6 protein-coding genes and 2 pseudogenes are annotated in these 14,953 nt (G+C 47.6%); 1 reads left to right on the top strand and 7 read right to left on the bottom strand.

All coding sequences use genetic code 11. The annotated features are described in order from the left end of the window. Positions 1–135: 135 nt before the first annotated feature. From hmsP to bcsR, 7 genes and pseudogenes are all read right to left on the bottom strand, one after another. Positions 136–2,136 (bottom strand): biofilm formation regulator HmsP, encoded by a 2,001-nt coding sequence (gene hmsP / locus I2494_RS09615; protein ID WP_228350912.1) that lies wholly within the window; start codon positions 2,134–2,136, stop codon positions 136–138. 128 nt (positions 2,137–2,264) lie between these two features. Beyond that, on the bottom strand, positions 2,265–5,819 hold the full coding sequence (bcsC, locus tag I2494_RS09610) for a cellulose synthase complex outer membrane protein BcsC (RefSeq protein WP_218466635.1): 3,555 nt from the start codon (positions 5,817–5,819) through the stop codon (positions 2,265–2,267). Continuing rightward, positions 5,801–6,907, bottom strand: coding sequence for a cellulose synthase complex periplasmic endoglucanase BcsZ (bcsZ, locus tag I2494_RS09605; protein WP_218466634.1), 1,107 nt, complete (start codon positions 6,905–6,907; stop codon positions 5,801–5,803). Before bcsZ ends, bcsC begins: the two co-directional genes overlap by 19 nt. 1 nt (position 6,908) lies before the next feature. Beyond that, a pseudogene (bcsB, locus tag I2494_RS20690) lies at positions 6,909–9,253 on the bottom strand (cellulose biosynthesis cyclic di-GMP-binding regulatory protein BcsB). A 20-nt stretch (positions 9,254–9,273) separates the two neighbouring features. Further along, positions 9,274–11,850: pseudogene (bcsA, locus tag I2494_RS09595) on the bottom strand (UDP-forming cellulose synthase catalytic subunit). A 50-nt stretch (positions 11,851–11,900) separates the two neighbouring features. Continuing rightward, the gene (gene bcsQ / locus I2494_RS09590; RefSeq protein WP_218466633.1) at positions 11,901–12,641 is read right to left on the bottom strand and encodes a cellulose biosynthesis protein BcsQ; all 741 of its coding nucleotides are present in this window, start codon (positions 12,639–12,641) and stop codon (positions 11,901–11,903) included. After that, positions 12,638–12,892, bottom strand: a complete 255-nt coding sequence (gene bcsR, locus I2494_RS09585) for a cellulose biosynthesis protein BcsR (RefSeq protein WP_218466632.1) — start codon at positions 12,890–12,892, stop codon at positions 12,638–12,640. Before bcsR ends, bcsQ begins: the two co-directional genes overlap by 4 nt. Before the next feature lie 389 nt (positions 12,893–13,281). Here bcsR and bcsG point away from each other — a divergent pair, with 389 nt between their 5' ends. Continuing rightward, complete coding sequence (bcsG, locus tag I2494_RS09580; protein WP_218466631.1) at positions 13,282–14,946, top strand: cellulose biosynthesis protein BcsG; 1,665 nt, start codon at positions 13,282–13,284, stop codon at positions 14,944–14,946. The last annotated feature ends 7 nt before the right edge of the window (positions 14,947–14,953 follow it).

Below are 14,953 nucleotides of genomic sequence, written 5' to 3'. Positions count from 1 at the left end.
TGCTGGTTTTACGTACTTTATGGTCAAAAATTGGTTAATCGGTACTTTTCTATCTCTGCTAATTAGTGATTCAGTATTTATTAACAATATTAACAATCTCGTTAATGTACTACCCTGGAGACAATATCGATTTTCTTAATAATAAGAGGACAGGTACTTTTCCTTAAACATTTCATAAGGAAGCGGACGGGAGAAAAGGTAACCCTGAGCAAAATGCATGCCGTGAGCTAATAACCAATCGACCTGTTGTTGCGTTTCCACTCCTTCGATCACCACTTTCAGAGAAAGGATCTGAGCAATCGAATTCACAATTTGTACCAACTCGTCATCGTCCGGTAATCCGTCCACAAAGCTCTTATCAATTTTCAACTCATCGACAGGTAAATGGCTGAGATAATTAAGATTACAGTAACCCGTGCCAAAATCATCCAAGGCAATCGAAATGCCCAAATCACGCATTTTTATTAATGTTGGCAGCACCGCCTTTAAATCATAAATATTCGCCGTTTCTGTCAACTCCAGAATTAACCTGCTGGGACAGAAGTCGTGCTGCTGGCATAACCCACTCAACTGTTCAATGATATCAGGCTGCTGTAACTGCAATGCTGACAGGTTAACTGACAGGGTCAACGGAATCGCCTGCTGTTTCCAATGGGCAAGCGTAGTGCAGGCTTCTTCCAGCACCCATGCCCCTAATTCAAGGATTAATCCTGTCTCTTCTGCCAGTGGGATGAAATCTCCCGGATAACGAATATCATTTTCCGTGTAGTGCCAGCGAATCAGAGCCTCTGCACCATAAGGTTGGCCTGTCGCCATATCTACCTGAGGTTGAAGATAGAGGCGGAACTGGTTCTCTTTCATTCCGCGAACCACCTCACTTTCCATAATCAGCCGTTGCTGAATATTATTGGTCATATCCGGTTCGAAGAACAGAACCTGATTTTTCCCCCGGCGCTGGGCTAATAACATCGCCGCCTGAGCATGAGCAATAAGTCCGTCAGGCTCCTCACTATCGCTGGGGTACTGTGCAATACCAATACTGACGGTTGGTTGATACTGGTACTCATTAATGCTGAGCGGAATAGTAATATTCTCAACCAGACGCTGCCCCAGTTGCATAGCATGTAATGGACTTTCCTGAGATTTGCTCAATACAATGAACTCTTCTCCATGGAGTCTGGCCAGCAGGGTATGTTCTCCCAGCACTTCTTTCATGCGCTGCACGGCATCAATCAGGCCAAGATTACCCTGCTCTTGGCCTAATGCCTGATAGATATCTTTAAAGGAATCTAAATTAATAAACAGCAAACTAAATGGCTGCTTTTCGTGGCCACTATTCAAAAGCTGCTGTTTTAACAACTCTTGAAACAGAGTGTAATTGGGTAAATCGGTAATAGGATCCCGCGTGCTCATGCGGGTCAACTGATGGTGAGCTTGCACCAATGCCTGTTGGTTGCGGTTATAACTGCGAACCAGTACTCCCAACTCATCATCCTGATGGTACCGGGGTAACGTTAGCTGATGATATTGAATATTCTCTACCGGTAAGGTGCGTAGGTCATCCGCAATAGCCCGCAGTGGATAAACTAACAAACGATTCAGGCACCAACTGATAGCAATAGAAAGCATAAACGCCAGTAGCAAATAAGCCACCAACAAGGTAGAAAGCCGCTTCAGAGTATATTGATAAAGTTTGTAGGAGTCCGCCTCCAGCACTAAATAGCCCATAGGCTGGGGATCGATGGCATTATATTCCGGCGAGTAAAGCGGTATCAGTGAAACAATGGGAAGAGACAATAGCTTTTCGACCACGTGCGGGACTTTTCCATTGGGCCCGCGCTGGCTGTGAACCGAGATTAACTCCGCATTCACGATTAAATTGGCTTTGGTTAAAAAATCCAGCTCCATCAGATTATCCAACGCCCGTTGGATCTCTTTCATGTTCCTGTCCCACAGCGCTCGTTCTAAAGGTTGAGAAACCGAGTAACCAATATTATCGAGCTGAATGTGGTAGACCTCTTTGCGTTGTTGAATAAAATCAAACATTTGTATTACGATAAAAATACAAATTGTCGCCAGAGCAACTACCGTTACTAGCGACATCTGCTTGATTGTTAGCGAACGCTTTACCTGCAAATTTTTATCTCCAAATGGTGGTGACTGAATAATATATTTACACGCTTGGCACTGAGTAAAATATTATAACGTTCACTCCTCACATTATGGCAAAAGTATTCTGCGATGCTCAGAAATCTCGCTCACTATCATTTAAAATCAGCATAAGGTGTTAGTGGCTGAGGCGGTAAATCTATGTCTCCCAACCAAGGCTCAAGAGCATAACGGACATAAATCAACGCATGGCTTGGGGTATAGTCTTTCGCCTGTTGGATATCGACACCGGCACCCACACTCCAGTGAGAGGTGATTCGGCGCTCAACTAACGCGCGCACGGTATATCCGGTTCCACTACTGCTACTGCTGTCTGTTGTGACATATTTATCCGGCAGACTGTCAGGAACCAGCCCCTGTAACGGATAACGTTGACTACTATCGGTTGAAGAATGGGAGAGAGAGACTGAACCGCCCAACTCCCAGGACCAGTTTTCTGTGCGTTCACGATAGAGCAGCGGTAAAGAGAACGATAAATATTGTTGAGGGCTGTAATATCCCCCCTGCCCCAGACTGTAATCACTTAAATCTTTCTGATAATGCCACCACATGGTATTTAAACCGACTCTCACCTGACGATCGTTTTCATTGATCACTTTATAGTAGTAACCGGCCATAGCCTGCATACGCTGGTTATCTGCCACATTCTTACCGGTCAGTTGATGATAGGCGACATTTCCCCACACGCCATTCGGCCCACCACGGTCATAGCTTAAATCCAGTTGAACACCATTTTTACGTACGCCGCCCCATTTGGTTCCGGTATAGGGATCAACCGCCCCCCCAAACGATAACAGCGAGCTGGAAATGGGCCGGCGGGAAGCGGTAACCGTCCATCCCAGATGATTCCAGTCATTGCTGTATCCAACACCCCCCACCCAATCGACCACTTCAAATCCCATTGGCGTGGTACCGATATCCACCTGCCAGTTATCATCTTGCCAGCCAGTGGCTACGCTAACACCATTGCTCTTCTGGTTGCGATCGTCGCTACAACCCACTTCCCGACAGGTACCAAATGTCTCGTTATATACGCCATTACTGTCGGTGCTGAAGCTCCCCGCATCCATGATGACTGAATCACCACGCAAAAAAGCCGTTCCCCGCTGTAGAGGAAAAGCAATATGCAGCATGGTGGTATGGGCGGTTAAATCAGATATTCCTTTAGTGCCGCTGGAACCCCAGTAATCATGATCCAAGGTTACTGTAGTGGACTGCTGCTTATACAGTGATTCTGCATCTGATTTGATACCCCGTTTTAACCAGTCATCCTGCTGGTTGTTGCGCATAGCCTTGGTAAAGGTCTCATTATCCATCTCGGCTGAAGGGGTAATACCATAGGCGGTCATCGCATGGCGGTAATCATTTAATGCTTCATCTGGGCGCCCGGTTCTCTCTTCAAACGCGGCAGCATCACGCAGCAGACGTGCGTTATCCATTGATGGTTCAGCAGACGGTTGCAGTGCTGCTGATTTGAGCTCAGTCAATATAGCACCCGCACGTTCATCATCCCCGACTAATGACCAGGCATTGGCTAAACGACGTCCGGTACCGATATCACTGGCCTGGGGTTGAATAGAGAGTGCCCCCAGAGAAGTTTTAGCCGCATGTAAGTCGCCTTCGGTAATCTGAGCTTCAATCACACCCAGCAGCGCATCCTGATTATCCGGTTCTCGTGCCAGAATCTTTTGATACTGCTCTTGCGCCTGTTGACCATCTTCCCGTTCTATCGCCCAGTCGGCCAAAGTCAGATCGATACGGGTACTGGCTGGCTGCTGTTTTAACCAGTCAATGGCCGCTGGTTCACCTTCTGTTTCACGAATTTGCTGGGCTTGTTGCAGAATTTGTGACGTCTTCAGGCGGGTATCAAGTTCACGAATATTGTCGTCCCACTTTGCCTGACCCAATGTTTGTAGTTGTGCCAGCGCCTGAGCCTCTCGGCCACTGCCGGACAAATAGAGTGAATGTGCATATATCCAGTCAGCATCTTGTCGATGTGGTTGCATCGCCCGACTGAACAGCGCATCGGCCTGGGCATTTTTGCCCTGAGTACGCATCACACCGGCCAGACGATAAGTTAACCAAACGTCATCAGGGGTCATTTTTTGAGCCTGAAGATATTTCGCCTCTGCCTCAGCCGGTTTACCGGCAACGACAAGATCTTCCGCCTGCTGTTTCAGGCTACCTGCGGTTAGCTGATTGAGTGAGCTACGCATGCGGTTTTTCATATAACCCGGCAGCCCCTGAATGTAACTCAGCGCTTTTTCCGGCGATTGCTTTTCATATAATGAAACCAGTGAACTCACAGCACTACCACTGTCTGGTTCACGACGCAGTGCCTGTTTATAATAAGACTCTGCCGCCGCTGCATTATTGCGGGCCATTTCAACATCACCCAAACCTATCAGCCCTTGTGCATCCGAGCTATCAATGGCACTGGCCTGGCGGTACAGCGCTTGTGCCTGATCTAACTGTTTATTTTTCAGGGCATTATCCGCCCGATCGATAGCCAACCAGTAACGATTGGTTTTGATCAGGCTATCCAACTTAGACGCGTAACTGCCTGTGGTATCGCTCGCTTTAGCTTTTTCAAACTGAACCAAAGCCTGCTGGCGATTTCCAGCCCGGGCATAGGCCTGCCCTAACGCTGTCAGTAATTCCGCATCACTCGGTGAAGCGCTGAGCGCCTGTTTCAGTGAAGGAATAGCGCTACGACCGCCGCCACTATCCACCTGCTCAAGGCCGCGAACTCTGGCACGATAGCGGGGGTCTTGTAACAGTGTCTGCTGACGCACCAGCTCTTGTTGAGCGTCAGCCGCCTCCGGCTGCCCCTCAAAGGTAGTGATAAAGTGTTGTAACTGAGCAACACTCCCATCTGAAACCGGCATACCTTTCAATTTGCTGTACCACAGCTCGGCAGCGCTACCAATACCACTAGGGTTGGCAGCCAGTTTTTCCAGCACCTGATAGGCCTGCTGATCTTTTCCTTCATCAAACAGAAGCTGTGCAATAGACATACTTAGCGCATCTGAAGCAGGAAAGCGTTTTTGCAGCACTTGCATCTGCTGCAATGCATAATCTCGCTGACCGGGAATTTTCAGCACGACATTCCAGTATTCAATCGCCAAATCCAGCGTGGGCGCTTTGCCTTCAAACAGTTCATCATAAGCCGCTTTGGCCTGAGTCAGTTGACCACCGGTCGCCAGTAATCTGGCCTGCTGTAGCTTGTTTTTTCCTTCTGGTTGCGCCAGCGCAATTTCCAGCTTAGCCGTAAGATAGGCATCAGAATCAGGCTGTAGCTTTCTTAACTGCTCCAACTGGCGGGTCGCGGTAGTCATATCTCCCTGACGTAACGCATAACGGATTTGGGCCGCCAATGTTTCAGGTGCATTTGGACTGATCTTCTCCAGTCGATAAAGAGACTCTTTAACCAAATCATCCCGATGGGTTGATTCGCCAATTCGTATCTGTTCCTGTAACCGGGCTTCAGGAGATACGCTGTCTGCCGCTAATGCGCCGAGAGGAGAGAGTGTAAAAGGAAGCAGAATAAAAGAGAGCACGGGGGCAATGCGATGCACGGTGCCCGATGCAGGGAAAAATCGATGATAAAGTTTCAGCGTGTAGTTTGAAATCAGTGGGTATTTTTGCATGTATCTTTCTCCCAAGAAACCTGCAACTCTCCCTGTTGATTAAAGCGGTAATATTGTTGATCCCAGCCGAGACCAAATAGGGTTAATACATTATTGTAATAAGCATCGCGGCCCGGAAGATTATTCACTACCCGTTCGCGTTGAACGGCCTGAGCCGGGGATCCTGTTAAAAATGGCAATAGTGCGGCAGAAAAACCAACCGGCCCGGTACCGGTCGCTTTCCCGGTTTGGGTATCTACCGTTTCCGGCGGCAACCCCATATCCTGCGTCAGTTTAGCCATTGGCTGGTAATGAGCTATCAATTCAGCTTTCCCCGACGTATCTTCTGCCAGCATGCCGAGCCATAAATAGACCCGAATCGCATTGTAATCGCCGGTAGCGCCGGTTTTATTGTCCGTTTGCCAGCCTTTCTCTTTCTGCCACACGACCCAATCCGCAGCAACCCCCGCAGGTGCTGCTTCAAGTAATAGTTTACGGTTGCTCTGTGCTACTTCACCCCAAATCTTGTCGGTTTGAGCGAGACGAGCTAACAGTTGTGGCGGTTGATAGCTGGGGTTCAACCGCCAGCTATCAGATTCGATAAAACCCACTTTTCCGGGCATCAGCATGGTACCCAACCCCGGTATCCTGGCGACTTCTTCTCTGGCAATACGCTGTAATAGCAAAGTGCCCATAACCTGATAGCCACGGGAATGCCAGAGTCGTCCGGCTTCCAGTAAGGTGTAAGCAATCCACAGGTCAGAATCAGATGCCGAGTTGTTATCCAGAATTCCCCAACTGCCATCGGGCTTTTTACCCCATAACCAACCGGGTAAACGTGCCGTCAGATCGCCGGCAGCCAGATTTTTCTCTGTCCAGTTCAAAACCTGATCGAATCGATTACGGTCATTAGCCACCAACGCAAAAAATAGCCCGTAGCTTTGTCCTTCTGATGTGGTGATGTTATTGCCATCCGTGGGGTCGATAACCCGTCCTTCACGACTGATATATTCCCGGGAAAAGTACTGCCACTGTGGCCAATGGCAGCTATCCGCCCACGCCTGACCAGCAATAAGGCAGCAACAAAACATCATCACTAAACGTTTCATATTATTTATCTTCACCCGGATTTAAGCGACGGCGACTTATCGCGCGCAGCCCACGCCAGAGCATTAACGCCACCAGAATCACACTGAAAACAGCAAATACAGCCAGCCACACCGGATGTGCAGATAGCTTAAACCATAGTTTGTCCCACCACGGCAGATAACCAACGTAGTAGGTCTCTCCAACCCGTATACTATTTACCCCGGAGTTGCGCACAATGGAAACCGACCCGGCTATAGCCGCCCGTTTACCGCTGTCGCGCCAGGCTTCATCCAGTAGTTGATAACCACTATCTCCGCTGGCCATCAGAGCAACGACACTGCGCTGCTCGTTATAAGGGGACTGGAAGCCCGTTATCGCACCAATAGGCCCGTCGGATGAAACTACGGCGCTAGCCTGTGGTGTTGGTTCCGTACTCGGCTTATCGAAATCAACAGTATGTAGCTCCAGATTATTTTTTCCCGGACGGTTAAGCTGGCTCTTTGCCTGCTCAATCAGTATTTCCGGTTGGTTTCTGGCATCCAAATCTTTCGGAATACTGCTTAACACCAACAGATCTTTATCTGCATGCTGTTTCGCATCCGGTTTAGCCGTCAGTTCAACCCCCAGCGCCGGATAGCCAATACTGGCCCCCATCTGCCCCAGCACGTTAAACAGCAGCGTTAGTTGTTCAGCCGTTGGATTCTCTGGCATCACTACCAGCGTTTCCGATAAGTCTGCCATACGACTGAACGGGAAACCCGACTGAGCAAACGTTTTCAATGCTGGCATGGCCAAATAGTGGCGATAGCCAGAAAAATCGATAGTTGAATCACCATCAATCACTGCTTCATGTTTTACCGGTGTCATGGTGCGACATACGTCAGTGGTGCTGGCACCAATATTTGAAACGAAATCAAAATCGAAGCGCAGTTTGTTATTTCCGTCCAGTTGGAAAGCCGGGATCATCACTTCTTCATCAGTACTGCTCAATCCCTGAATCAATGGAATATGCAATACCTGGAGCTTATTTGACTCATAAGGTTTCAGCGGAAATGCCTGTAAAAAACGATTGTTAAGGCTGACATTTAAGCGAGAATCATCAACATAAGGAGGTGGTGTATAACGATATTTAAGATTTAGCGCGATCCCCTGACTGCGCAGTAAGAACAGATCTGGCGGTAACTTCATATCCAGATCAATCGGTGGCAAACGTCCACCGGAAACGCTGAGTTGTTCCTGATAGGTCGTCAGGTCAGCTAATCGTACCGGACGATCGGTTCTTACCCAGTTAGGCGCATCGTAAGGTTAGGTTGGCGAGGCAGCAGTTGTTTTACGCTATCAATGGTCACGCTCTGGCCGCGGAATAAAGGTTCTCCCTGAGCGATTCCCTGTACAGCTGTCAGTAAATCTTTATTATCACGCCCCAGCACCAGCAACAGCTTGATATACGGATTAGTTGGATGTGAGATTATCTCAACTGTTGGCGCATCAACTTTCGGATAGTCTTTCAGAAAATCCGGGCGCCAGTCGTTAGTGGCGAAAACTACACCGTTACTTTCTGGCAGTTGGTTATACAATACCGGGAAGTTCTGCCCCCGCCATTGCGCTTCCACCCCGAACCATGAGGCCAAAATTGCCGCGGCTTTTTGCTGCTCATTATCCGGAGCCGAACTGAAAATCATCGGTAAATTTAGCGGGCGGAAATCGCGGCTGTCATAGAAAGGTTCAGGGAAGCGAGAGAGATCGTTATTCACCTCAAGTCCCTGATAGGTCAGCGCCACCGAGCTGCTTTTACTCACATCAATCCAGATACTGCTATGGGTTGGATTTTCGCAAGCATCTTTATAGTTCCCCACCGGTTCCAGACGAATATGCCCCACCAGTTCCAGACGAATGCGGTTAAAGTCGCTAATATAGCGAGCATCCATCGGCAAATTAATGGTTCCCTTTTTCCCCGGTGAGTCCTGATTAACCGGCACAACCCCCATCAGTTCATCATTCAGATAGACTTTAATATGGGAAAGCAGCGGCAACAGGGCAGGAGAAACGGTATAGTCCAGATTCAACGCGGCCTGAGAGACCACTTCGTCACTGCGCACAGTGAATGTCATTTGCGCTACGCTCTGCAGGCCCCTTAAAACCAGGCTGCCTTCCGGTGCCAGCGTTTTAAAAGAGAGTGAGTCATTACGTACTGGTGCTCCTGGTACGATTGGCATCGGCTCCACCTGCGGGGCTACCGGTGTCGCACTGTTTTGCACATCAGCATCTACAACCGGCGGTGTATCCGTGGTTTGCGCATAAGCAGCGCCCGCCAGACTCAGCAGAACAATTCCCAGCCAGCGACGTTTCGCTATACCGGTAAACATCACTTCAGATTTCATTTTCTTCATATTGTTGCCACTTCTGTTTTGGGCTGATTAACCCGCCGAGGTAAAAACGAAATTAACCAAACAATCACCGATGCCATACGCCCCAAAATGGAATATAAAAATGGAGGTGAGTATTCGAGCATCCGTTGATAACCATGTAAGCCCAGCATCAGTACATCACGCATGCTGCTCATTGGTTTATCTTCCGGTACGCTTTCTTGCCATAACGCCCAGGTATCTGCCCGGGCAAAAGTACATTGCATAAAATCAATATGTTGTTGTGTGGTGGTCAGTTGAAGCTGAACGCCGACAGTCTCGTTGAATGAGCGCATCACCTGACAGGGGAAAGCATATTCGCGATCTCCCCGGGTTAGCATCAGGGTAAGTTTGTCACCCTTCGTCACCAGATCCGGCGCTTTCATCTCAATGCCTACTCCGGCATCCGAGTAGTCCCGCAATGTACAAGGGAACAAATGCCCATCTTCACGGGCAATCGCTGCCGGCATGGCAATTTGAATGCGGGGTGAATTCCTGATTTGTTTGGCTTCAATAGAAACCGCGATAGCGCCACCTAAAATAATCAGGTTATAGATAACCCATATGGCACTAACCAACACGGTCGGGATTTCATTCGTCGGCCCGTCATACAGACGCCATCCTGCGGCCAGCAGACCCGCAGCATTGAGTATCACCAGTAAGAAATAGGGGCGCGAAATGATCCAGTCCAGATGGCTCTCTTCCACTAACCCGCCTTTGGCAGTGACGTTAAATTTGCCTTTATGCGGGTTCAGCAACGCAACGGTGGTTGGACGAGCGATATACCAGGCCAGTACCGTCTCATAAATCTCACTCCAGAAAGAGTGACGGAACCGCCCCTGAATTCGGGAGTTAGTCAGGCTGGCATGAATCATATGGGGTAAAACATACAATGCTATCGCCAATGCCGGAGCATAAATAATATAGGCATGGAAATAGAGGAAAGCTAACGGCGCAGTTAAAAATATCAGCCGTGGAATACCTGACAGGAAATGCAACATCGCATTGGCATAACACAGGCGCTGAGCCAGTTTCAGGCCTTTACCAAGCAATGGATTATCCAGTCTGAAAATTTGTACCATGCCTCGTGCCCAACGAATACGCTGGCTAATATGGGCTGACAGCGTTTCTGTTGCCAACCCTGCCGCCAGTGGAATACGAATATAGGCCGACGTATAGCCAGCACGGTGCAAGCGCAGCGAGGTATGGGCATCTTCCGTCACGGTTTCCACCGCAATCCCCCCCACTTCATCTAACGCAGTTCTGCGCATAATGGCACAGGAACCACAGAAGAATGTCGCATCCCAGGTATCATTACCGTCCTGAAGCAAACCATAAAACAGCGTGCCTTCATTTGGCATTTTACGGAAAGAACCCAGATTACGCTCAAAAGGATCCGGTGAGAAAAAATGGTGGGGAGTTTGTATCATTCCCAACTTTTTATCTTTAAAAAACCAACCCATCGTCAGTTGCAGAAAAGAACGAGTCGGCACATGGTCACAGTCAAAAATAGTGACAAACTCGCTGGTAGCCTGCTTCAGCGCATGGTTGATATTACCGGCTTTAGCATGTTCATGAGTTGGGCGAGCGATATATTTCACCCCAACCTCTTCAGCAAATGCCCGAAACTCAGGTCGATTACCGTCATCCAGAATATAGATAGTTCGTTTATTTTCTGGCCAGTCGATACCCAGCGCAGCATAAATTGTGGGTTTAACCACGTTCAACCCTTCGTTATAGGTAGGAACCATAATATCGACACTGGGCCAGGCGGCGAGATCTTCCGGCAATGGAACCGGCTTACGATGCAGTGGCCATACTGCCTGGAAGAAACCTAACACCAATACAATCCAGGCATAGGTTTCTGCTGCCAGTAACAACAGCCCACAAACCAAACTTACCGGATCATCCCAGTTAAGCGTAGAGGTATAACGCCACCAGATATAACGAGATGAGATGGTCAGTGACAGTACAATCATCATCAGAGAGGCAAAACGGCCCGGGATGCGGCGCATTACCATAGCAATGCCCCACAACAGCAGAACAAAGATAAATTGGGCAAACAGCTCGAACGGCTGAGAGATACAGATGATTGCCAGTATGCCCGCCAGTAAGCTACAAACGATAAACACTGCGCGCCTTAAGGTCGGGCTCAGATTTTTTAAGCGCTGCTCTGAACGGTGTTCCAGTTTGTTAGCTCTGACATACTCCGGCAAACTATGTAGCCAGTTATTTATCTGTTGATGCCTGATAGTCACCCACTACCTTAATTGCTGCCATCCCCGCCGTAACCACAAAAATGACGGTGAGACTTCCTGACGAACAACAATCAGCCACAAGCTTTGTACCAAATAACGCAAAATATCAGCTAAACGAGGGCGTGCATCAGCAACCTGTGGAAATAGCTGGTTATGTTGTTCTCTGATCCGTTGCCAGGCAGGTGATTCCAGACAGAACACCGACCATAATGCGGCATAACCAACGCAATACAAGAATGCGGTGATGGCGGAAGTTTTCTGTTGACGATAGCCATTATAACGGGCAACCAACCGACTCATCGGTGCTGCGGGGATAAATAAACTGAACAGAGACCGGAATGGATGCATAGTCAGGAACCTTGCTTATCAAGGCTCTGGCACCACAATGCCAGTTGGTGAATATCCTGAACAATCAAACTATCAGGCTGGCTCTCCCCTGGCGTTTTCTTAACGGCCAGAGACTCTGCCATAGCCTCATCACGATGTAATATAACCGGGATCAGACCTGATAAGCTTTGTTGCCAAATATGGCTGATATCTTGCTGTATTAAACTTGTTGGTGAAAAGCCATTAATCAGAAAATAACGATTAGCCGGAAATGAATTCTGCCCCAGTAAAACATGACATTCCACATCCGGGTTTAATAAAACCAGATTAATATCTGCCAACGAATTGGATAACTCTTTTAAAGATGAAAGCGTGTTGGAACAATCAATAATTATCCATTGATAATCATTCGATGAAAGAAACGCTAAAAAGCCAGGTAATTTCTCTGGTTGATGTTCTTTTTGTTCAAATAACCCTTCATTAATCAGGGAATATGTTTCTTTTTCAGAAAAACCAAAAGGCAGATAATCAATTCCTGGCGCATAGGAAATAACCGGCGGTGGTGATTGCTGTAATTTAAGCGCCGAAGCCCAACCCTCTTTGCTACTCCAGGCATGGTTAAAATGAAGACGCAATACGTTATTGATGCTGAAATCAACCACCAGTACAGACTGCCCGGTTTGGGCAAGCGCCCAAGCCAGCGAAGCACAAACGGCTGTAGTACCACAGCCACCGCGAATACCCTGCATTGCCAGAATCGTCACGAACCAACCTTATCTGAGTTTGACCCAGATAACATTTCGGACAGCAATGGCCAACGCAAAAATGCTTCCTGCAACGCACTTTGATGAGAAAGATCCTGATATTCCAGCGAAGTGAGATGATAAGCCGTCATCACTGCAGCAATATCATTCTGGTACTCTTTTGCTACCATCAGCTCGGGTAGCCGATTTCCTGTTTCTGTTTTGCGTCCCTGCCTCAGGTTCCATTGGGTTCCTGTGACATCATCGTTCATTTTGATAACTCATTAATGCAGGCTATGTAGTTAATTTTAGCTGATAAAAACCATTTTGCTGGTGCAACAAACTAAAAAACTCGGTATTACCTGATGGTTTTCCTATGAATACGCAATATAAATTTTTCTGTGTTAAATTAAAAAATAAATAAACAGGTTTTCCCACAGAATTCGGTTAAAATAATAACAGAGTCGTGAGTACAAAAAAATGGAATTTCTGTTTTATTCATAGTAATAAAGAGACAGGATGTTATTTCACGCTACTAATCCATTCGGCTGAAACCCTAATTAATAGCAATCAGCGAATATTATTGGATTAACCTCTGTCTGTGAAAACAGGTGAAAAAACTCTGCCAACATGATTATTGTGGATAACTTAAACAGATATTATGAATAATGAGAAAATATCCTCTCCGCCTCCATCTTCGGATAACAACCTGTGGAAAAACTGGCAGGGGTTAAAGGGCTGGAATTACTACTTTCTGATAAAGTTTGCACTGCTATGGGGTGGATATCTTAATTTTCATCCTCTGGAAAATCTGGTTTTTGTCGCTTTTTTACTGTTCCCTTTACCCGCAGGCTGGCTCAGAAAAATCCGCAACTGGGTTGCCGTTCCGGTAGGTATTGCGCTGTTTTACTATGATACCTGGCTTCCGGGCATTCAAAGTATTATTAGTTTACGCAGTCAGGCAACGGCTCTCAGCTTTGATTATATGGTGGAATTCGTACAGCGCTTTATTAACTGGAGCTGGGTGGGTGCAGGTTTTGCGCTGTTAGTTGGCTATCTGTTTATTTCCCAGTGGGTACGTATTACCCCTTTTGTGGTCGCAGCACTGGTATGGTTAAACGTTATCGCTATCGGTGGGCCATCATTCAACTTAATGCCGGCGACAGCGACGACCAATACACCATCAACAAATACACCGACTCAGTCGGGTACCACAGATAGCTCGCAATCAGAAGCCCTGGGGCCACCAACGTCCCAAAACCTTACCGCCTATTACGATAAATTCATTCAGACTCAGCAAAATCTTCATACTGAATTCCCGGCATCATTACCTGCTGATGCCCAGCCTTTCGATCTGTTAATCATCAATATCTGCTCTCTCTCCTGGTCAGATATGCAGGCAGCTGGTCTGGCAGACCATCCGGTCTGGAAAAAGATGAATGTTGTGTTTGATAATTTTAATTCGGCTACCTCATACAGTGGGCCTGCCGCAATTCGCATATCCCGCGCCAGCTGTGGTCAGTCCTCGCATGCTGCATTGTATAAAGCAACGGATCAGCGCTGTTATCTGTTCAACGAACTGGCGCAGTTAGGATTTAAAAACGAGTTAGTAATGGACCATTCCGGAGCTTTTGGAGATTATTTGAAGCAACTGCGTGAGTATGCAGGTATTCAAGCCACCCCACTGCCTTTTGGCAATGCCAAAACAGAATTAACCTCCTTTGATGGTGAACCACTCTACAGCGACCTGAGTATGTTGACTGAATGGCTGGAAGCCCGGAAAAAGGGGGATTCTCCTCGTGCTGTCACATTCTACAATACCATTGAGCTTCACGACGGTAACCGCGGCCTTGCCACGAACAAACCGGTGGAATACAAAAAACGCCTGCAGGATTTGTTTGACGATCTGGATAATTTTCTGGATGAACTGGACAAGTCTGGCCGGAAAGTGATGGTGATGATCGTGCCAGAACATGGTGCTGCACTGGTTGGTGATAAAATGCAAGTTTCCGGCCTGCGTGATATTCCCAGCCCAAGCATTACCCACATTCCTGTTGGTATTCGAATTGTTGGTGCAAAGGCGCCAGCACAATCTGAGGCGTTGCACATTACTTCCCCGAGCAGCTATCTGGCCATTTCTGAACTGGTTAATCGTACGCTGGACGGAAAATTGTTTACTCAGGACAGCATTGACTGGCAAAAACTAACGGAAAATCTACCGCAAACACCGGCAATATCGGAAACATCAGGTACGGTAGTGATGAAGTATCAGGATAAAACCTATATCAGGTTGAATAATGCCGACTGGGTGCCTTATCCACAGTAAGTTGCTG

Source organism: Limnobaculum allomyrinae, from assembly GCF_016649425.1.
Lineage (GTDB): Bacteria > Pseudomonadota > Gammaproteobacteria > Enterobacterales > Enterobacteriaceae > Limnobaculum > Limnobaculum allomyrinae.
This window is presented reverse-complemented; position numbering and strand designations above follow the sequence as displayed.